This window comes from Streptomyces sp. NPDC002138, assembly GCF_040296485.1.
Lineage (GTDB): Bacteria > Actinomycetota > Actinomycetes > Streptomycetales > Streptomycetaceae > Streptomyces.
In genome coordinates, this window is the sequence record NZ_JBEOXE010000031.1 from 38,277 (window position 1) to 56,815 (window position 18,539).

Sequence of the window (18,539 nt, forward strand, 5' to 3'; positions counted from 1 at the left end):
ACTGGCCGCGCGTGCGGGCGGCCGGCGGGGCCGCGTGGATCCGGTCTCAGCCAACCCGTGACGTGCCGGACGATCCGGTGCGCCATGCATGCGAACATCGAGGTCGAGTCACATCGTGCGTCAGATACCCTCCGCCGTCAGGCTTCTCAGCGCTGCGGCACTTCCGCTGGCGCTGACGGCCTGCTCCTTCATTGCCCCGAAGGCCGCGGCGCCGACCGCGGGCTCGCCGTCGGCCGCCGCAGTGCCGTCCACCGATCCCAACAAGGGCCTGCTGACGGGCAAGCAGCTCAAGGCGGCGCTCGCGCCCGCCTCGTTTTTCGCGACCGGCTTCACCGCCGACCCGGAGTCCATGCGCGACACAGGCACCACCTACACGCTGCCGGCCACCGAAGAGGTGCCCACCCCCGACTGCAATAAGCTCGGCGGGACCTCATGGACGGAGATCACCGGGATCACCGGCGTCTCGTTCGCGCAGAACGCGTACGTGAACAAGAATTCCTCCGAGGAATTCGCCCAGGAGATCGACGTCTACCAGGGCACGACCGCCACAACCGTGCTCGACGCACTGGGCAAGATCTCCAAGGCATGCCCGAGCTTCACCGACAACGGCACCCACGCCAAGGTGAAGGTCACCGAGAAGCCCCTGACCGGATTGGGCGACGGCGCCTGGGCCATCACCGAGACCAGCACCGCCTGGAGAGGCGGCACCACGCTGGTGGCCGCGCGGGTGGGCACTTCCGTGGTGACCGTCCTCGTCAGCAGCGCCACCGACAACGGCGCAGCGGGAGGGACCAAGCTGACGAAGCAAATGGTGGCGTCCCTCACGGGCAAGGCCTGACGGCAGCGGCCCCTTCCGTGGCGCTGCTCCCGCTCCGGCGGGTGCCGCACACCACCCGGGCTCGGCGGGCCGCTGATGCAGGCGTGACACTTCGGCAAACGCCCAGAGCCCTCGCGTGTCGGCTGGGACGGCTCCTGCCCCGTCTGGCGGAGCCGTGCCGATGTCTCGTCTGATCTTGGTGATGTGCGGCTGATCTCAAGGCGTGGTGTCGGCGAGGAGGGTTTGCGCCAGCTGCCGGATCAGCACCTGGGCCGCCTCCTCCAAGTGAGGGAGCATCACCAGCCGTTTCCGGTGCCGCAGACTCGCCGGACGGTCACCAGCGCTGTGCGCTTGGGCTGTGCGCTTGGGCTGTGCCGACCGCTCCAGCGCCTGGGTCCTCGAGCGGACAGTGAACAAGGAGCGAGCGCGGTCGGGGGAGAGTAAGACGGCCAGCCGCAGTTCCACGCACGGTAACTCGGCCTCGCAGCGCGGCGGACAGAAGTCGGGCAGTGGAGGCGGGGGCTCTTCCGAGCGCACCAAGGACGAGCTCTATCAGGAGGCAAGGATGCGCGGGATCGAGGGCCGCTCGACCATGACCAAGCAGCAGCTCAAGAATTGCCTCGACCACTGAATCGTTTCATGGGTCAGCCCGCCGCCAGACCCGCCCGTGGGTTGGTGGTCAATGCTTGAGGGCGTGCTGCAGCTGCTCCTTGTTCATGTGGGAACGGCCTTGGATGCCCTGCGCTTTCGCTTCTTGCCGTAGCTCCTCCAGGGTCTGACGGGAGGAGTCGTCTCCCGCGCTCCTGCTGCCTCGCTTGGAGGCGGATGCGCGGTGGCTGGAGCCGTTGCTGCCGTTGGGGTGGAGGGCGACCTTGGTCCAGCCGTCGTCGCGGTTGTCGAAGTGCTCGTACGCGGATGAGGCCTCGTCGAGGGTGAGTTCGTGGGAGACGAGGAAGCTGGGCTCGGCCTTGCCGCCGGCGATCAGGTCGCGCAGGGCCCGGTTGTAGCGCTTGACGGGCGCCTGGCCGGTGCCGATGTGCTGGCCCTTGAACCAGAGCATGCCGAAGTCCAGCGGTATCTTTCCCTGGGCTTCGAGCTCGCCCTGGGCCTCGGCGCCTCCCGGATCCTCGGGCAGGAATACGCCGACCACGCCGATGCCGCCGGTGAACCGGACGGAGTCGATGAGCCCGTTCATGGTCAGGGTCGCGTCTTCCTTGCCCTGTGGGTCGTGGGCCTGGTAGCCGACGCATTCGCAGCCGTTGTCCGCGCCCAGGCCGAGGGTCGCGTCCTTGACGACCTCGGCGGGATCCTGCTCGGCGGTGTTGATGGGGATGGCGCCTATCTCCTCGGCGATCCGGAGCCGGTCGGACTGGTGGTCGGCGACCCAGACGCGGCCGGCGCCTTTGAGGATCGCGGAGTAGGCGGCCATGAGGCCGACGGGGCCCGCGCCGTAGACGATGGTCTGGTCGCCGGGCTTGACGCCCGCCATTTCGGTGGCGTGGTAGCCGGTGGGGAAGATGTCGGCCAGCATCACGTAGTCGAGCTGCCGCTCGGCGCCGTCCTCGCCCAGGCGCAGGGCGTTGAAGTCGCCGTACGGGACGCGCAGGAGTTCTGCCTGGCCGCCCTGGTACGGGCCCATCTCGGCGAAACCGTACGCGGCGCCGGCCATGTCCGGCTTGGGCTGCATGGTGAGGCAGTAGTTCGTGAAGCCCTGCTCGCACTGTTTGCAGAAGCCGCAGGCGATGTTGAAGGGCAGAACCACCCAGTCGCCGACCTTGACCTTGCTGACCGCCTTGCCCACCTCGACGACCTGGCCGAGGTTCTCGTGGCCGAGGGTCCGGCCCGTCTCGAAGGAGGTCCGGCCTTCGTACATGTGCAGGTCGGAGCCGCAGATGTTGGTGGTGGTGATCTTCACGAGAATGTCGCCGGGGTGCTCGATCTTCGCGTCGGGGACGTCCTTGACGGTCACCGTCCGCGGTCCTTCGTACACTGCCGCTTTCATGGTCTTTCCTTGCCGACGCCACGTGCTTCACCGGAGTGTCCACGGCGAATGGTGGCACCTTGTCGGAGTGTCGGAGTGTCGGAGTGTCGGCGCGGTCGGCTCTGCCAGGCGACTCGACCGCGGGGAGCGTCCGCCTGCCTCGGCGGTGACGCCTCTTCCATGCCACCTACCCCGCTCGCGTCACATCACGCGGAGCCCCATGCCGGATCGAGGGTCCTCAGGTGCTGGCGAGGCTTTGCCGGCCCGACCTGAGATCGGCCAGGAGGCGGCCGGCGTCCGTGAGTAGCGTGCCCTGCAAGGCGTGCGCGGCAGGGGAGGTTTCCGGTGTGGCCCGTTCCTCCTGCTGCACCTGGTCGAGTTCTCCGGCCGCTTCGTCGATCTTCGCATCGAGGAGGTGCGGATCGGTGTGTGACGCCTGGCCGATCTCCTTCATCGCCTTGGCCACAGCGCGCAGGACAGTGCTGAAGCGGGGACGGAAAGGAGCCGGGAGGCTCCCGAGTTCCCCGCTGTCGAGGGCGTAGTCCAGGGTCCGGGTCATGGAACGCAGGTGGTCCATGCTGCGTTCGGCGACAGTGATCGCTTTCGGGCGCGAGGGAGGGCCTCGCCGGAGCCGTTGATGGTTCGGCGTGGGTTCATGCGACCGTTCTCGATCTCGGCTTCGATGGAGTGGCGGATGCGCTCGCACTCGGCGGACAGCCTGTGCCAGTCGCGGCGCCATTGGCGCAGGTGATCCCGGTCGGGATCGTTTGCTTCGAGGGTGTGGGCGAGGTCGTCGAGGCGCTGGCCATGGTGGTGTAGAGGTCGGTGACGGCTTGCTGCCGATGTCCGGTGTGGCAGGCGGGGGCAAGGACGAGGTGGGCGGTGAGGCCGCAGAGCGCGCCGATGCCCACCGAGGCGATCAGGTGGCCGATGTAGTCGATCTGCCCCTGTCCGGAGGAAAACGCGAAGAAGCCGACGATGGCGACCTGGATGCCCTGCTGCCCGAAGCGCCGGATCCTGCCGACGCAGAGCGCGAGCAGGGTGAGGAGGCCGAACGTCCAGCCGTGGATGCCGGCCACGGCCGCCAGCGTGGCGGCGAGCGTGGCGCCCACTGCCATCGCCAGCACGTACTGGAGGCAGTCGAGCACCGAGCGGTACACGGTTGCCCGCAGTGCCACCAGCGCGGTGAACGGCGCGAACGTCGAGACGGCCGGCGGCAGCAGGTAACGCGCCAGGACCCACGCAGCCATCGCCGCGATCACGGTCTTGGCGCCGAGCAGGACCTCGCCCCGCTCGCTCCCGGCTCTTCGCACCGCGCGGCGTAGATAGTTGGCTCGATCCGTGACCGCCGACCAGATCCTTCGCACCGTAGCCACCCCTCTGGGCACGCGCGGCGACCGTCCTGCCGGAAGACCGTCTCGCGAGCCACACCCGCGAAGCCTGGGGCCACGAACGCAGCGCACTGGGCAGCAGGCTCTCGGCCTCTACCGGACCCGGACGTGATACCCGGGCGTTGGCGTGAACGATTCTGCTGGCCGTCGGCAGCCATCAGCCCGATCATCCCAGGGGCTTGTTGCGCGGCGGGCGATCCTGTGGCGAACCCGTTTGTGGAGCTGTCCCTTGAGAGCCTGCCGCCTCACTCGCCGGCTACCAGAGAATGTGCGCGCAGATGGTTTTGCCGCCGTCGGGGGTGGGTTCGGTGTGGGTGTGGGTGGTGAGGTGGTTGATGATGTGCCACCCCCAGCCGCCGGTTCCGTCGGTGTGGGGTGGGCGGGGCTTTGGTGGGTGGGGGCTGGCGTCGGTGACGCGGATTTCGATGTGGTCCTCGTGGAGTTCCAGGCGGAGGGCGCAGGGTCCGTCGGTGTGGCGGATCGCGTTGGTGACGAGTTCGTCGACGACCAGGAGCACCACGTCGGTGCTCTCGGGCTGGGATGGGGCTCTGGCATGTGCGGCGTGGTGAAGGAAGCCGCGGGCGGCGTCACGTGCTGATGTCGTGGGCTGGCCGGTGCGCGGCACTGGCTGGTCGAGAACGGGCGCGGTCACGGATTCTCCCTCCACACGGTGAACCTGTAGAGCGCCTGCCCCTCCTGCACGCACATACCCGGTTTCACTCCCATATGGAGGTCTTGTCCCCTCGTGTCATGCGGTGTGGGGGCCGTGCCAGTCCAGGCACAGGACGGTGGCGTCGTCTTTCGGCGGCCGGCCGTCGTAGGCGCCGGTGACCGCGGCGACCAGGGTGCGCACGACTTCGCGTGGGTGCTCGGCGGCGGTCTTGCGCAGGAGGGCGGGGAGGTCGACTGCCGAGGCTTCGCGTTCCTGCATGCCGTCGGTGTGGAGCAGGAGGCGGTCACCACGTTGCAGGTCGAGGTCCTGGACCCGGTAGAGGCCTTGGTGGTGGGCGGCGCCGAAGGGCAGGTCGACATGCAGGGGCAGCTCGTCGACGGCGCCGTCGCGCAGCCGTAGCGGCCAGGGGTGGCCGGCGTTGACGAGCCGGGCGCCGCTCCCGTCCAGCGCGATGCGCAGGAGTTGGCCGGTGGCGAAGGTGTGGTGGCCGTGCTCGAGGAGGGCCTGGTGGGCTTGACGGGCCTGTTCGGTGAGACCGGCGCCGGCGCGGCGGGCGCCGCGGGAGGCGTTGACCAGCAGGGTGGCCATCAGTGAGGCATTCACGTCGTGGCCCATGGCATCGGTGATGGACAGGTGCAGGGTGTCGTTGTCGAGGCTGTAGTCGTAGGTGTCCCCGGCGATGTCGGAGGCCGGGACCAGCGCCCCGGCAAGCGTGAACTGCGCGGCTTCGCAGGAGGCGGCCGAGGGCAGGAGCTGGCGCTGGATCTCCGCGGCCAGACTCACGGTGGTGGTGCGGTTGCCCCAGTGGTAGAGATCGGTGAACCGGCGGTCGGTGACGATGATGTACGCCAAAGCGTGCGCGGCCTCTGCGACCTGCTCCAGCACATCCGGTGTGACCTCGGTGAGAAACAGCTCCAGCACACCGATGGTGTCGCCGCGGTTGGTGACCGGCGCGAGGACCCGCTGCCCCTGCCCTCCATCTGCTGCCAGGACCAGATTCTGGGCGCGCAGGACCTCGTCGTACACGCTGCTGCCACCAAGGGGCACCTGGGCGGCGCGGTCCTCTTCGTGTGTGGCCGCCGTGTCGTGGACCCGCAGCAGACGCCGGCCCACGACATCGACGAACAGGAACGACACGGACCGCGCGCCGAACCGGTCGCGCAGGTTACCCGCCACGACATCGAGGGAGTCCACCGGAGCGGCAGCCTCCGCCGCCGCCAGCACCTCGGCCAGCCCGATCCGCTCACCTGCCACATCAGCCTCCCTCTGCCATGAAATGCTCTTTCCCGCGAATGCGCCAGAAATCAGGCTGGGTCGCATGCCCGCGTGGGGAGCCTTCGCCATAGTCTTCGCCCCTGCCCTCACCTCCGGTTTCATGGACGGCCCGTCTCCTCGGATACCGACCGATCGGCCCAGAGACTGGGGGAAGCCCTATCGGACGGAGCCAAGGCTCGGCTGGTGCTGGCTGGGTCCCTGCCCCGGCCCCTGGAGAGGGTTCTGGAGCTCACCCAGGCCCGCACCCTGTTCCGTATCGCCGACAGCGTGGAAGCGGCCCGCCGCCCGTAAGCCACATCAGCCGAGGCGGGCCCGCGCTGGCCCCCTCTCCCGGCCTCGACCTGCGCCCTGGTGGCCGCCTCATGCTCCACACCGACGGCACGCAGGAACGCGAAGCCGATACCGCCGACCGGCCCGCGCTTCTCCACAAGAGTGCCGCCGAACATCCGCGCGAGATCGTGCGCACCCACCAGGCCCCCGCCGAACCGGCGCCACCATCACCCTGCGGCGTTCTTCGGCGACGCTGTGCACCGCTACCCGTCGTACGCGGACCGCTTGCATCCCCTGGGACTTGTGGCCGGCTGCGGCGCTTCAGGCCTTGGTGTCCTTGGGCGTCTGCGGGTGCTCCGCAAGGAGTGCGAGGAGACCCGCGATTTCGTGCCCCGCTTCCGCGGGGTGCCGGAAGCGCGCGCCGGCATTGATCGTGTAGTGGTTGCGGCGCGCGTCGGCGGACCGGGTCCGGGTCAGGTAGCCCGCTTCCTCGAGGTCGGCGACGATCGCCTGGACGCTGCGCTCGGTCAGGGCGCAGACCGATGCCACGTCGCGCAGGCGGACCCCCGGATCACGGGAGATCGCGAGCAGCACCCGGGCATGGCTGGTGAGGAAGGTCCATTGCGCCCCGCCGGTGGGGTTTCCCATGTCTCTACTATGCCCGCACGATGACGGGGTATGACTTGACACGGCATGAGCACGAGATGCACATTTCATGTAATTAATCGCGTATATCCGGGTACAGGAACGTACGTACTGTGCGGCACCTTTCGAACCGGGAGGCGTCATGTCTTCCCCCCGCGTACCCATTCCCCTTCCGGCCCTTCCGCCGGATCAGGCAGCGCGAGAGGCCCGGTCGCTGCGCCTGTGCGTCACGCCCCGCGTGGACGAGGTTCGCGTCACCGCACGCGGGGAGATCGATTTCGACAACGCCTCGTACCTGGGAAATGTCCTCACGGCCGTACTCAGCTCGTATGAGGGTCCCGTACGGCTCGATCTCGCCGGGGTCGCCTTCTGTGACTGTTCGGGGCTGCGTGAGCTTCTACGGGCTCGTCTGCTGGCCGTCACCGGGGGCCGGACGCTCGACATCTGTATCGAGAGCGCCTGTGTCGCCCGCTTGCTGGAGACCACCGGGACCGCCTGCCTCCTCCGCTCCGGTGGGAGGTCGGCACCGGCTCCGGAGCGCTCCCGTGTGGTGCCTCCGTCCCTTCCCACACAGGGCGCTCCGGACTCGCCGAGACCGCGAGCGGGCACGTCGGCGGACTTCGCGGTGGAGTTTCAGCGGGTCGGGGACACCCTTCTGCTGACCCTGCACGGCGAGCTCGACCTGCGCTGCGACGTGCGCCTGCTGGCCGAGCTTCCTCCGCACGGGGCGGCGATAGCCGTCGATCTGCGAGACGTGCCCTTCATGGACCTGACCGGCCTGCGCTTCCTCACCGCCCTCCAGCAGTGGGCCGACGAGCACGGTGCCGCGCTTCTGACCACCGGATGGCAGCCTGACCTGCTGCGTCTCATGGAGACGGTGGCCCGGGCCCGCCGTGCATTCCCCAGCCTGTCCCGCTACGCCCGGCTGCGCCCGGCGCGCGAGCTGCGGGCAGCTCTCAGCCACCGGGAGGCCCTGAACAGGGCTGTCGGACTCGCGAACGCGCGAGGCTGGGAGAAGTCGGCCAAGGCCCTCACCCTGGCCTCCACCTCCACGCCTCCGCGGCCGGCCCGGGGATGAAACCGGACCTCGCCGCCGAGCCCGAACCAGTCGGCCGATCCGGCAGGGCGATCTTCCACACGACGCCGCACTGCCGGGCTTGCCCGCTGTTCAGACCCGGCGTAGAGCGCTGCTTCGCCAACGGGGCGCAGGCGCGTGCCGGGTGTCGAGTGGCCGCGTACGACGCGCAGCGCAGCCCTGACCGGCGCGGCACGCTTCCCTGTCCGAGGCCGCTGATCGCCGATGCTCCCGCTTGAGCAGGAGCCACTGCGGCGGCCTGGTGTGGGAAGCTGGAAGTGATGAAACGCTCCGGCTCTTCGCTCGAGTCCTGGCGTCGTTCCGGAGGCATGGCCGCACGGCGGCTTCGATCGCCGGACGTGGACACGGCGGACGTGGACACGGCGATCGAAGCCGGCCGTGTCCCGAGCATGTGCCGAGGTTGCCCCCCTCTCCTTCTCCGTACCGGTACCCCGCGCAAGGGGGTCCGCCGTGAAGTCCTACGCGACACACGTGCACCTCTACGGTTCCGTGGCGGTGCTGACGCTGTGCGCCAAGCCGGCCGCAGGCGACGGCGCCACATGCCTGGAGCGCCTCGCCCACGCACTGGAAGGGATCACCGGCAGCGCCGGTTCCCTGGTCCTGGACCTTGACCGTGCTCCCTGCCCCGCTCCAGTGGACGCCTTGGCGGCCATCGACGTGTGGGCGGCCGAGCAGGCGATCACGGTGGTGGCCCTCGCCTCCTCCCGCCGTTGCGTGGGAAGGCGCCGATCCGCAACCCCGGCCCTGCGCACAGCCCCGGCCGGCCTCGCGCCGTACAGCGCCCTCCGGGATGCGGGTGTCGAAGCAGCGCGGGTGCAACAATTGCGCCGGGACATGGGCGTTCGGGTGCTGGTGCGTCAGGCAGCGGGAATCCGGCAAGCCCGCCACCAGGCACGCCCGTTGGCCTGAGGACTGTGCCGCGGTGTCGCGGCTCGTTGGGTGGGTAGCAGCCAGGAAAGAAAGAGAATCGGGCATGTGATGCGGGAGGTGAAGCACCGTGGGGGATGACTCCGCCTTCTGGCAGGGTGAGGGTCCGCCCTTCGGTGCGGAGGACCTCGAACGCCTGTCGCAGGTTCTCGCGGGCTCCATCGTGGGCGCCTCCGGCGTCGACACACCGGCCGCGCTGTGCCGGGCGTGCGTGGACCTCCTGGACATCACGGGCGCCTCGGTGTCCCTGAGCGGGGACAACGACGCCCAGGCCCTGTGGTGGTCCAGCGACACTGTGGCCGGGCAGCTGGCCGAAGCCCAGTACTCACTCGGCGACGGTCCGTGCCGCAGCGCCATGGCACTGGCCGCGCCGGTACTGGCCGCCGACCTGAAAAGCGGCACGGACGCGCGCCGCTGGCCGGTGTTCGCCCAGCAGGCCCTCGAACTCGGAGTGCGCGCCGTGTTCTCACTTCCCCTGGGCTCAGGCGGTCTCGCGGTGGGGACCCTCGATCTCTACCGTGACCGCCCGGGCCCGCTCTCCGAGCGGGACCGCGCCTACGCATTTCCCGCGGCCGACGCGATCACCACCGCGCTGCTCACCCTCCAGGCACAAGAGCCCCCGGGCGACGGGCCTGCCGCCTGGCTGGTGGCGGCCGAGCGCGACCACGACGAAGTCCACCAGGCCACAGGCATGGTCATGGTGTATTTCGACCTCAGCGCCCCGCAGGCGCTCGCGCGCCTGCGGGCCCACGCCTTCGCCCAGGGCCAGAGCGTGACCGAAGCGGCCCGTGACGTTATTGCGGGAACGGCCAGATTCGATGATTAGGTTTGCCCGGCACGGCCGGACCGGAGCAGAGAAAACGGTGACGACAGACATGAACCGCGAGCAGGAGATCACCGAGGCGTTCTTCAGCCTCACCGATACCGTCGCCGACGACGTGGACCCCCTCACCCTCCTGCGCCGCCTGGTCGAACACTGCGTACGCCTCACCGGCATGGATGCCGCCGGCGTCATGCTGGTCAACGCCCGCGGCCATCTGCGCTCGGTGGCCGTCACCGAAGACCGCGTCGAACTCACCGAAATGTTCCAGGCCCAGATCTCCGAAGGCCCCTGCGTCGACTCCTACGCCACCGGCCGGCCCGTCCACGCAGACGACCTCACCGACGCCGAAGACCGCTGGCCCACCTTCACCCCGCTGGCCCGTGCCGCCGGATTCGCCGCCGCCCACAGCTACCCGCTGCACCTGCGCGGCCAGAACATCGGCGCCCTCAACCTGCTCGCCCGAACCCCCACCCCCATCCCGCCCGGCGACCGCCACCTCCTCCAAGACCTCGTACACACCGCCACCACCTCGGTCCTCACCTGGAGCCCCGACCCCCTGCGGCCCTACGACATCGTCACCCGCACACAGGCGGTCCTCTCCGCCAAGGCCGTCCTGGACATCGCCTCCGGGATGATCGCCGCCACCGCCCACATCACCCCCAGCCAGGCCGCAGACCGACTGCGCACCTACGCGGCCGCCCACTCCCAACGGAGCGTCGACATCGCCGAAGACCTCGTACGACGGCGCCTGGCCCCCGAAGCCGTCCTCACACCCGCCACCTGACAGGGCAAGCACGTCCCTCAGTCACCTCCGGCCAAGGTTCCATCTCTGTGGATGGCGCAGGCGTATCGCCTGTCCGGGCCAATTCCCCGTTCCGGACGAGCCGGACGACGGTGCGCCGGGTACACGGCGCCGGGGTGGCCGGCCGCACCACCCGTAACGGATGTCGAGGAGGCGCTGGTGGACGGGAGCGCGCTGCTCAAGGAAGACCACAAGACGGTCGAGAGGCTGTTCAAGCAGTTCGAGAAAGCCGGCGGCGGCCATGCGCAGGGCGGCGTCGGCCAGGTCCGGGTGGATGTGGGCGACGGCGTCGCGGGCGACCGTGACGGACAGGTGCGTGATGTGGGCGTCGAGCGCGGAGTACAGCGCGCACCGCTCCGTCAGGAGATCCGTTACCGGTGCACAGCAGCATGTGCCCAGCCGAGGATATGACCGCCACGAGTCCGGGTGGGACACTGGTGTTACCAGTGGTAGGGCGCGCCGTTGGGTGGCGTCCGCCAACAACGACGGCAGGTCGGTCATGACCAAACACCAGAAGCCATCGCAGCCCGCGCACGGTGAGGGCCCCAGCCGGTTCGAGGGAACCGAACAGCACGGCTGGTCACCGGACGTCGACGAGACCAAACAGCAGGACAATCCCAGCGCCCACCGCTCCTTCCACCCCGAGAAGCACGCTCCGGGCAAGGGCCGCGGGAGAACGGTGGCGAAGGAGGAGTCGGGCAACCCCCACGGCCGCCCGGTCGAGAGCCGCAGCACACGCGGTGAGGACCAGAGCAAGGGATCCGGCGAGAAGGGCATGCACGACCTCGGCCCCAGAGGCCGCTCACAACGTCCCAGCGGAACCAAGGACGCCTCCGCCACCACGGGCGTGGACCCCCAGGACCCGCCCGGCACCCGCAGTGGCGGATAGCCGACCGAGGCATGGAGGCTGGGCCACGCCTACTGCGAAGGCTCCCCCATGGGGGATCGGGGTTACAGCTCCGCGGGATCCTGTGGTTCCAGTGGCTCGAGTGCCGGTCCTTGGAGGATCTGGCCGTCTATGCCGAAGCGGGATCCGTGGCAGGGGCATTCCCAGGTCCGTTCCGCGTTGTTGAAGGCGACGAGGCAGCCGAGGTGGTTGCAGGCGGCGGATACGGCTTGCAGTCCGCCGCGCTCGTCGCGGTGGACGGCGCAGGGCTTGCCCCCGGCGCGGACCACGGTTCCCTCACCGGGACGCGGGCTCTCGACAGGGCCGTTGGTGCCGTCTCCGAAGGTGTCCGGGCGGTCCTTGACGAATTGCTTCCCGGTGTCCCACTGGGCCTTGAGGAGGGCCGGGGCGGAGCGCAGGGCGGAGCCGAGGCGGCCGGGGTCGTACAGACCTTCCCACGGCTCTTTCCCACCGTTGATGAGGGAGGCGATGACCGTCCCGGCGAGGACCCCGCCCGTCATGCCCCAGCCGGCGAACCCGGTGGCGACGTAGGCGTTGTCGCCGCGCCCGGGCAGTCGGCCGATGAGGGGGGATGAGGGGGAGGGTGTCCGTGGCGCTGTTGTCCTGCGCTGCCCACCGGTGGGTGAGCGTGACGTCGGGAAAGTACCGCTCGGTCCAGGCCTGGAGGCGGGCGTAACCGGCTTCGGTGTCCGCTCCGACGCCCGGGCTGAACGCCTCGCCGGTGACGATCAGAGGGAGTGCTTGGAGGCGGCACGCGCGGGCCGGACGGATGCCCTCGCCCGTCGGCGGGCGGCCGGACGAGCCGCTGCGAAGGCAAGCGCACGGGCCAGGGCGGCGGCCCAGACAGCCGACAAGCTCACCGGCCTCTGAGTGATCAGGGGCACCGATGCTGGCGGTGACCCCGTAGGCCGTGGCAGCTGGAAGGAGCCGTGGCAGCTGGAGGTAGGGGAGGCGCTGGTCGGGGCAGCTTGGGCGCCGCGTCTTTCCAGGCCCGTCGCCCTGTGTCCGAGCCGCTCGACGCCCTTGGTTGCGGCAACGTGGCAGGGGTAGGCGCGAGCTATCGACCAGCCTGGTTTGGCGAGAACCCCGCGCTCCATGACGGTCACCCTTGGTGGCCGAGGGTGCGAGTACGGGTGGTCTCGTCGGCTATGCGCGGCACCGGTCGCGCGCGTGACGATGGGCTGCCATGTGAACGGTGGAGGCACCATGGGCCTCAAAGACTTCGCCCTCGACGTCACCGAGCAGCCCGAGCGGCCCGAGCGGACCGTGGTGTCCGTGAGCGGTGACATTGACTACGAGACCTGCTCTTCGCTCACCCGCGTCGTGGACACGCTCGTACTGCCCGGCCGGACACTGGTCCTCGACCTCGCCCGCGTCACGTTCCTGGGCACGAGCGCCCTTCCACGTCCTTCTCGCCCTACGCGCCCGCGCCATCGACGAGGAATGGACCCTCGAGCTTGCCGGCACCCCGGAGCAAGGGCAAAACGTTCTCGAGCTCACCGCCACCCGCCACCTGTTCACCCTCCTCCCCGCCCTCGCACCGGCCCTGCTGTGAACCATGCCCCCGCAGTCCGAACAAGCAGCCCCACCGGCTCAAACACCAGGGCCCATGTCAGCAGACCCGTACGTCGGAGTCGCGAGCGGCTCTGAATGCGTGGAATCGCGCCCGACAGGCCTATCCAGACGGCCGGTTCCTGCCAGCCCCCGCGGAGACACCCACCCTCTGGAGGGCCGCGCCGCCGCGGGACCAGGGCGCCTGGGATATCGGAGCGAACTGGGCCCACGCACTTCCCGGCGAGGCGCCAAGGCGGCCCCGACCAGATTGAAAGGGAAGCGGTTGCGCTGGCTGGTAGCGGACCTCCCCGGACCAGTAACCCCTGGACGGGCGAGGCGAACCCCGTACCGCCACGATGCCACTGGCGATACCCGCCTTACCTTGGCGAGGGCCTGCTCCCGCAGGCTGTAGACCTTCCCGAAGCCCTTGCCGCCGGGGCCGAGGTAGTGCGTCTTGTCGAAGAAGATCGGGTCCACCTCGGCGAGGTCGACGAACCCGGCGATCTCCAGCGAGCGCGAGCGGCCCGGGGCGATCTCGTCCAGCTCGGCCGGCTCGACCAGGACGTACTCGCCGCCGATGTCGTAGCCCTTCACGATGTCGTCGAGCTCGACCTCGTCCCCGGTGCGCTCGTTGACGCGGCGGTTGCGGATCCGGTCGGAGGTACCGCGCTGCAGCTGATGGAGTGGATCGTGTGGCTGTCGGTCGCCGTGTACAAGCCGACCGGCAGGCTGACCAGCCCGAACGACGGATTCCCGGCCCACACGGGACGCGCCACAGCAGCCACCTCCTCCAAAGCCCCTCCATCCAGCGCACAGCGCCTATCCGTTCGGTCGGAGAATGAGGCGAAGCCGCCGGTGGCGGCCAGGCGCAGGCGGCCGGCTTCTGGTCCTCGCCATGGCATCCGGCGTCCCCACTTCTCCGAGCCTGCCGACGCGGGCAGTGGGGCCCTTTGCGGCGCCCTGGACGGTGTGTTCCAGGGCGGTGCGGAGATCGCATCGGTGGTGATCGCAGCTGCGGGTGGGTCCTGCGCGTGTCTGGAACCGCTCTCGGTACGCACGACCATCCGAGTCCCGGCCCGGATCCGGCGCAGCGGGCGGCTGTATGGCTCTCGCTGTGCCACGGCGATCCGGCCAGATGGCTGCGTCGGGGCGTGTGCTTCGCCGAGTTCGGCGAGGTGGGGGAGCATGCCCGCGACCAGGGAGGCCGGGGGCCGCCCAGGCTCGTCTGATCAAACGGCTCAGGCATCGCGTGTCGCGCGGGCAGGGGAAGGAGCGTGAGCCGCGGGGGCGTCATGATCGGGTGTATGCGTACGATCACGGGCTGGGTGCTGGCGGGCGTGGTGTGCCTGGCCGCTGTCTCGGGGTGCGCGACGGTCGGGGAGCGGGCCCGGGCGGCCGAGGCGGCCGCTCTGAGCTTCGAGCGGGCGCTGGCCTCCGGCGGCGTGCGGGTGTGTGACGTGCTGGCGCCCGCGACGCGGGAGGAACTGGAAGCCGAGGCGCCGTGTGGCCCGGCCCTGGCCGCGTTGCGGCTGCCAACCACCACCGGTTCGGCGAAGCAGGTCGATGTCTACGGTTCCCAGGCGAGGGTGGTTTTCGCGCAGGACAGCGTCTTCCTGGCTTCCTTCCCGGACGGGTGGCGGGTGACGGCCGCCGGGTGCACTCCCCGCCCAGGACGCCCGTACCGCTGCGAGCTGAAGGGGGACTGAGTGGCCCACGTCCGCATGCTGTTCGTGATGTTCCTGGTCGGGGTATTCGGCGGCCTCGCCTACGCCTTCACGGTGGGGCTGATGCACCGATGAGAACGAGCGTGCGGTTCCTCCGGGACAACGGGCTGACGCTCGCGTTCGGTACCGGGTCCTGCTCTGCCTGGCAGGCGAAGCCATCGCCGGACACGCGGAACTGAACAGCACCCTCAAAGCACAGCGCCTCCACCCGCTCTCCTTCGCCGACTACCTCTTCACCTCGGACTTCATGGTCGATGTGACCGAGAACTGGCAGTCCGAGTTCCTCCAGTTCTCCCTCTACATCATCGGCACCGTCTGGCTGGTGCAGCGCGGATCGCCGGAATCCAAACCCCTGGACAAAGCAGGCACGGAAACCGACAAGGAACAGAGAGTCGGCGCGTACGCGCGTTCCGACTCTCCTCGCTGGGCGGTGTCCGGCGGCTGGCGGCGCGCCCTCTACTCGCGCTCGCTCGGCCTGGTGATGACCGTAATCTTCCTGCTGTCGTGGCTGGCCCAATCGGTCACCGGGGCCATCACGTTCAACGAGGAACAGCTGCGGCAGCTCCAGGAACCCGTCGGGTGGACGACGTATGTGACGTCGGCCGAGTTCTGGAACCGTACGCTGCAGAACTGGCAGTCCGAGCTGCTGGCCGTGACAGCGATGGTCATCCTCTCGGTCTACCTGCGCCAGCGCGGATCACCGGAATCGAAGCCCGTGGGCGCCGCCCACGCCACCACAGGAGTCGAAGGCTGACCGGCTGCGCGCCCGCGGGACCATGGCGCCGCAGGGGAATGGAGATCGCGGCGAGCTCGCCGGAGAGGGGCTTCCCGCGGTCCCTGGTCTGGCCGCAGGCAGGTCTCGAAGACGCGTGGGGGGCGGGGGCGGGCAACTGTGCCCACGGACGGACGGACGGAGGGCCGGGCTCGGGCCTGCCGTGGACCTACCTCCCGTCCACGTCGTCGTTCCAGTGCGGGTCCTCACGCCATTGCTTGTTGCGGTCGTTCACGGTCTGCATGGCCGAGGCGGCCTCCTGCCGGGTCGGGTAGGGGCCGAGGCGGTCGGGCCCGGGTTCTTCCGCGACGGACTCTGTGCGGGTGTCGAAGTACCACTGGCCAGGACGGGCTGCGTTGTTGTCGCTCATGCCGGTCCTGATGCTCGGCATGAGGCCGGTCAAACCACGGCGCAGTGGATGTGGCGGCTGAGAAACATGGCCGCCTGCGCTGATAAGAAACAGGTAAGTTCTGCGTGCATGGCTTTGGTCGGTCCGGGCACACGATGCCTTGGAGGTTGATAATCATGGTTCCCCTGCTTCTTGTTCTTCTGCTGGTTCTGATTCTCTTCGGTGCGGGTTTCGCGCTGAAGATTCTCTGGTGGGTCGCGATCGCGGTCCTGGTGCTGTGGCTGATCGGTTTCGTCGCCCGCCCGAAGGGCGGCAGCGGCCGGTGGTACCGCTGGTAGCCGCGGCATAGAACCACAGCTCAGATGTGGTGTGGCGGTGGCCTGTCCCCCCGAACCCGGGGGGACAGGCCACCGCCATGTCGTCGTTCCCGGTCGCTGGTTTTGCGGTACCGGGTGAAACCGGATATCGGGGGTAATCGTGAGGGTGCCGGGGCGGTCGCCGTGACGCAGCAGGGGACCTGCTCACCTCCAATGATCGACGGCCGTCTCGGACCCCGGTAGATCTCATAGGCGTGAGGACGAGAAACCGGGGCAGGCGGACGGCAGAGCGGAACGGGAGTTCCGCCGCTGTCGCAATACGGAACGAGGCAGGCGGGCAGAGGATTTGATGTCCCTATCCGTCTTCCCATGCCCGGAGGAGTTGTTTTCGCATGACTGAGAATGTGTGGGGTTACCGTGAGACGTCCGGCCGTCTGGCCGGTGCGGACCTGACGGGCTACAAGGTCGAGGCGACGGACGGTTCCATCGGCAAGGTCGACAAGCACTCCGACGAGGTCGGCTCCGCGTACATCGTGGTCGACACCGGTCCGTGGATCTTTGGCAAGGAAGTACTGCTGCCCGCGGGAACGGTCAGCCGCATCGACGCGAACGAGGAGAAGATCTACGTCGACCGGACCAAGGAGCAGATCAAGAACGCTCCCGAGTTCGACAAGGACAAGCACCTCGGCGACGCGGATTACCACCGCCAGGTCGGCGGCTACTACGACGGCCCGCACCGCGTGTGACGGCTGCGGCCGCGGATGCGGACTGGTGATGTGCGCGGCGGGGGTGGCAACCACACGGTTGCCGCCCCCGCCGCTGCTGTACCCCCAGCCCCAGCCCTCGCCCACGTCGGCGCCGGCGCCGGGCAGCCGAAAAGTCAAGGAACAGCACCGGCATCGCCGGATCGGGGGCATTCACGAGGATCAATGGCCGGCCGCCAACCCCACGACGAAGGAGGGCACGCGTGGACCAACTGCCCGCGCCAGGCCACCCAGGGCGCTGCCTTCGCGCAGGCCACTGGTGTGGTGATGGCTTTTGGTGCCTTGCACGACTGACGCGGCCCACCGGATCCTGGCGAACACCGCCTGCGCCGCGGGCGCCGCTCCCCGCGGCTCACCAAGACTCTGATCGCCGCCCGCGCGTCAGCGCCTCATCGAGCCGTTGCTCGAGGCCCTCCTCCGCACTGAGATCGGCCGGGCCCAGGCCCCGCCCTCCGCCGCGTGCGTCGCGCTGCGCCCGCGAGTGCAGATGTTGCGGGTGCACACCTGAATGCGCGCTGCCCGCCGTAGTACCCCTCGGCGATGATGTGGTCGCGGGTGGGCACGAGGGTGTTATCCACGATGAGCACAGGGTCTTGGTAAACCTCTTGCGTTGGCGGGGTGCGAGCATCGGCTCGCGGTGGCCGATGATGCGGCCAGCCGCAGACTCGGATACTCCCAACAACGGCGCCAGTTGGCGCAGAGTCAGGTTTGTGCCCAGTAGGCGGCGCCCAGCAGCATGCGATCCTCCAGTGGCAGGCCGGCATCCCGCGCCGCCGGACGGCGGCAGCGGCCCGCATTCGGCGGCACACGATGAACCAGCCTCCCCTTGCGGAAAGCAGGCACCTTGGTTCGTGACAATAGCCACGGCTTATGATGGCGACTTCTCCATGATTTCGGATGACCCGGTTCGCCTTCGTCACCGCTCCTCTCCTGCTTGTGGTCTACGGTCCGATCCGGCTTCCGGCTCCGGCGTCCAAGGAGCCTGGCATGGCGTGGACGGCCGGGCAGCTCGCTTTCCTGGGCGGGGTGTTGTTCCTCGCCTGGGTCTGTGAGGGACTGCGGCGTGCGGTGGTTGCCTCGGCGGCCCCGGCCCGGCGGCGCATGGTCTGCACGGCGTGGGTGGTGGCGCTGGCGGGTGTTGCCGCGGCGTCGGCGCAAGCGGTGATCGATATGTACGTCGGTATCCGGGCGGCGGACAAGCCGGAGATGAGTGACATCTTTGACCGGGTGCAGTGTGCCCGGTGTGCTGCCGGTCGTGTACACGGTCGTACCGCTGTTCCTGTACGTCGGCATGATCGCCCTCCTGGCCGGCCTTGAGGGCCCCGTCACCATCCGCTCGCTCGTGCTGTTCGTTGTGGGTACCGTCGCGATCGCGCTTAACTTGGGCTTCCTCCCGCTCGGCGGGCTGTGCTACCTCCTGGCATTCGCCCCCTCCGCGACCGCGTGGCCGCC

Annotated in this window: 22 protein-coding genes and 2 pseudogenes; 13 read left to right on the top strand and 11 right to left on the bottom strand. The window is 69.3% G+C overall.

Going from position 1 to position 18,539, the window contains the following annotated elements; all coding sequences use genetic code 11:
- Window positions 1–115: 115 nt before the first annotated feature.
- Window positions 116–838: a hypothetical protein gene (locus ABT084_RS20950; RefSeq protein WP_351045957.1), complete on the top strand. Its 723-nt coding sequence runs from the start codon at window positions 116–118 to the stop codon at window positions 836–838.
- A gap of 322 nt (window positions 839–1,160) precedes the next feature.
- Window positions 1,161–1,448 carry a plasmid stabilization protein gene (locus ABT084_RS20955; RefSeq protein WP_351046086.1) on the top strand — a complete coding sequence of 96 codons (288 nt, stop codon included), beginning with the start codon at window positions 1,161–1,163 and terminating at the stop codon, window positions 1,446–1,448.
- A gap of 48 nt (window positions 1,449–1,496) precedes the next feature.
- Here ABT084_RS20955 and ABT084_RS20960 read toward each other — a convergent pair whose 3' ends face one another.
- From ABT084_RS20960 to ABT084_RS20990, 6 genes are all read right to left on the bottom strand, one after another.
- Window positions 1,497–2,819, bottom strand: a complete 1,323-nt coding sequence (locus ABT084_RS20960; RefSeq protein ID WP_351045959.1) for a glutathione-independent formaldehyde dehydrogenase — start codon at window positions 2,817–2,819, stop codon at window positions 1,497–1,499.
- A 217-nt stretch (window positions 2,820–3,036) separates the two neighbouring features.
- Window positions 3,037–3,375 carry a hypothetical protein gene (locus ABT084_RS20965; protein ID WP_351045961.1) on the bottom strand — a complete coding sequence of 113 codons (339 nt, stop codon included), beginning with the start codon at window positions 3,373–3,375 and terminating at the stop codon, window positions 3,037–3,039.
- A gap of 76 nt (window positions 3,376–3,451) precedes the next feature.
- On the bottom strand, window positions 3,452–4,165 hold the full coding sequence (locus ABT084_RS20970) for an aromatic acid exporter family protein (protein ID WP_351045963.1): 714 nt from the start codon (window positions 4,163–4,165) through the stop codon (window positions 3,452–3,454).
- Window positions 4,166–4,445: 280 nt separating this feature from the next.
- Window positions 4,446–4,841, bottom strand: a complete 396-nt coding sequence (locus tag ABT084_RS20975; RefSeq protein ID WP_351045966.1) for an ATP-binding protein — start codon at window positions 4,839–4,841, stop codon at window positions 4,446–4,448.
- A gap of 96 nt (window positions 4,842–4,937) precedes the next feature.
- Window positions 4,938–6,116, bottom strand: a complete 1,179-nt coding sequence (locus tag ABT084_RS20980) for a PP2C family protein-serine/threonine phosphatase (protein WP_351045968.1) — start codon at window positions 6,114–6,116, stop codon at window positions 4,938–4,940.
- 612 nt (window positions 6,117–6,728) lie between these two features.
- Entirely contained in the window at window positions 6,729–7,055 is a 327-nt protein-coding gene (locus ABT084_RS20990) for a MarR family transcriptional regulator (protein ID WP_351045971.1), read from the bottom strand.
- Between the two features lie 139 nt (window positions 7,056–7,194).
- On the opposite strand from ABT084_RS20990, the gene ABT084_RS38050 reads away from it, so the two are divergent.
- The 4 genes from ABT084_RS38050 (at window position 7,195) to ABT084_RS21015 (ending at window position 10,682) form a co-directional block, all read left to right on the top strand.
- A complete protein-coding gene (locus ABT084_RS38050; protein WP_502968985.1) occupies window positions 7,195–8,130 on the top strand; it encodes an STAS domain-containing protein in 936 nt (311 codons plus the stop codon).
- 468 nt (window positions 8,131–8,598) lie between these two features.
- Window positions 8,599–9,057 (top strand): hypothetical protein, encoded by a 459-nt coding sequence (locus ABT084_RS21005; protein WP_351045974.1) that lies wholly within the window; start codon window positions 8,599–8,601, stop codon window positions 9,055–9,057.
- Window positions 9,058–9,145: 88 nt separating this feature from the next.
- Entirely contained in the window at window positions 9,146–9,901 is a 756-nt protein-coding gene (locus ABT084_RS21010) for a GAF and ANTAR domain-containing protein (protein WP_351045977.1), read from the top strand.
- A 49-nt stretch (window positions 9,902–9,950) separates the two neighbouring features.
- The gene (locus ABT084_RS21015; protein ID WP_351045980.1) at window positions 9,951–10,682 is read left to right on the top strand and encodes a GAF and ANTAR domain-containing protein; all 732 of its coding nucleotides are present in this window, start codon (window positions 9,951–9,953) and stop codon (window positions 10,680–10,682) included.
- Window positions 10,683–10,940: 258 nt separating this feature from the next.
- Here ABT084_RS21015 and ABT084_RS21020 read toward each other — a convergent pair.
- A pseudogene (locus ABT084_RS21020) lies at window positions 10,941–11,063 on the bottom strand (cysteine hydrolase); the annotation flags it as partial.
- Window positions 11,064–11,199: 136 nt separating this feature from the next.
- On the opposite strand from ABT084_RS21020, the gene ABT084_RS21025 reads away from it, so the two are divergent.
- The gene (locus ABT084_RS21025) at window positions 11,200–11,589 is read left to right on the top strand and encodes a hypothetical protein (protein ID WP_351045983.1); all 390 of its coding nucleotides are present in this window, start codon (window positions 11,200–11,202) and stop codon (window positions 11,587–11,589) included.
- A 62-nt stretch (window positions 11,590–11,651) separates the two neighbouring features.
- On the opposite strand, the gene ABT084_RS21030 is transcribed toward ABT084_RS21025, so the two are convergent.
- Window positions 11,652–12,107 (bottom strand): Rieske 2Fe-2S domain-containing protein, encoded by a 456-nt coding sequence (locus tag ABT084_RS21030; protein WP_351045986.1) that lies wholly within the window; start codon window positions 12,105–12,107, stop codon window positions 11,652–11,654.
- Window positions 12,108–12,813: 706 nt separating this feature from the next.
- Between ABT084_RS21030 and ABT084_RS21035 the strand changes: the two genes are divergently transcribed.
- The gene (locus tag ABT084_RS21035; protein ID WP_351045989.1) at window positions 12,814–13,257 is read left to right on the top strand and encodes an STAS domain-containing protein; all 444 of its coding nucleotides are present in this window, start codon (window positions 12,814–12,816) and stop codon (window positions 13,255–13,257) included.
- Here ABT084_RS21035 and ABT084_RS21040 read toward each other — a convergent pair.
- Complete coding sequence (locus ABT084_RS21040; RefSeq protein WP_351045991.1) at window positions 13,201–13,923, bottom strand: Ku protein; 723 nt, start codon at window positions 13,921–13,923, stop codon at window positions 13,201–13,203. The two genes, ABT084_RS21035 and ABT084_RS21040, sit on opposite strands and share 57 nt — an antisense overlap.
- 542 nt (window positions 13,924–14,465) lie before the next feature.
- On the opposite strand from ABT084_RS21040, the gene ABT084_RS21045 reads away from it, so the two are divergent.
- Window positions 14,466–14,867 carry a hypothetical protein gene (locus ABT084_RS21045; protein WP_351045994.1) on the top strand — a complete coding sequence of 134 codons (402 nt, stop codon included), beginning with the start codon at window positions 14,466–14,468 and terminating at the stop codon, window positions 14,865–14,867.
- 193 nt (window positions 14,868–15,060) lie between these two features.
- Window positions 15,061–15,639 (top strand): DUF6766 family protein, encoded by a 579-nt coding sequence (locus ABT084_RS21050; protein WP_351046091.1) that lies wholly within the window; start codon window positions 15,061–15,063, stop codon window positions 15,637–15,639.
- A gap of 187 nt (window positions 15,640–15,826) precedes the next feature.
- Here the strand turns inward: ABT084_RS21050 and ABT084_RS21055 are convergent, their stop codons facing one another.
- Window positions 15,827–16,027 (bottom strand): hypothetical protein, encoded by a 201-nt coding sequence (locus ABT084_RS21055; RefSeq protein ID WP_351045997.1) that lies wholly within the window; start codon window positions 16,025–16,027, stop codon window positions 15,827–15,829.
- Between the two features lie 155 nt (window positions 16,028–16,182).
- Between ABT084_RS21055 and ABT084_RS21060 the strand changes: the two genes are divergently transcribed.
- Complete coding sequence (locus ABT084_RS21060) at window positions 16,183–16,344, top strand: hydrophobic protein (RefSeq protein WP_283450316.1); 162 nt, start codon at window positions 16,183–16,185, stop codon at window positions 16,342–16,344.
- A gap of 371 nt (window positions 16,345–16,715) precedes the next feature.
- A complete protein-coding gene (locus ABT084_RS21065; RefSeq protein ID WP_351046000.1) occupies window positions 16,716–17,069 on the top strand; it encodes a PRC-barrel domain-containing protein in 354 nt (117 codons plus the stop codon).
- Window positions 17,070–17,620: 551 nt separating this feature from the next.
- Here ABT084_RS21065 and ABT084_RS21070 read toward each other — a convergent pair.
- A pseudogene (locus ABT084_RS21070) lies at window positions 17,621–17,926 on the bottom strand (helix-turn-helix domain-containing protein); the annotation flags it as partial.
- 148 nt (window positions 17,927–18,074) lie between these two features.
- Here ABT084_RS21070 and ABT084_RS21075 point away from each other — a divergent pair.
- Window positions 18,075–18,404 (top strand): hypothetical protein, encoded by a 330-nt coding sequence (locus ABT084_RS21075; RefSeq protein ID WP_351046003.1) that lies wholly within the window; start codon window positions 18,075–18,077, stop codon window positions 18,402–18,404.
- The last annotated feature ends 135 nt before the right edge of the window (window positions 18,405–18,539 follow it).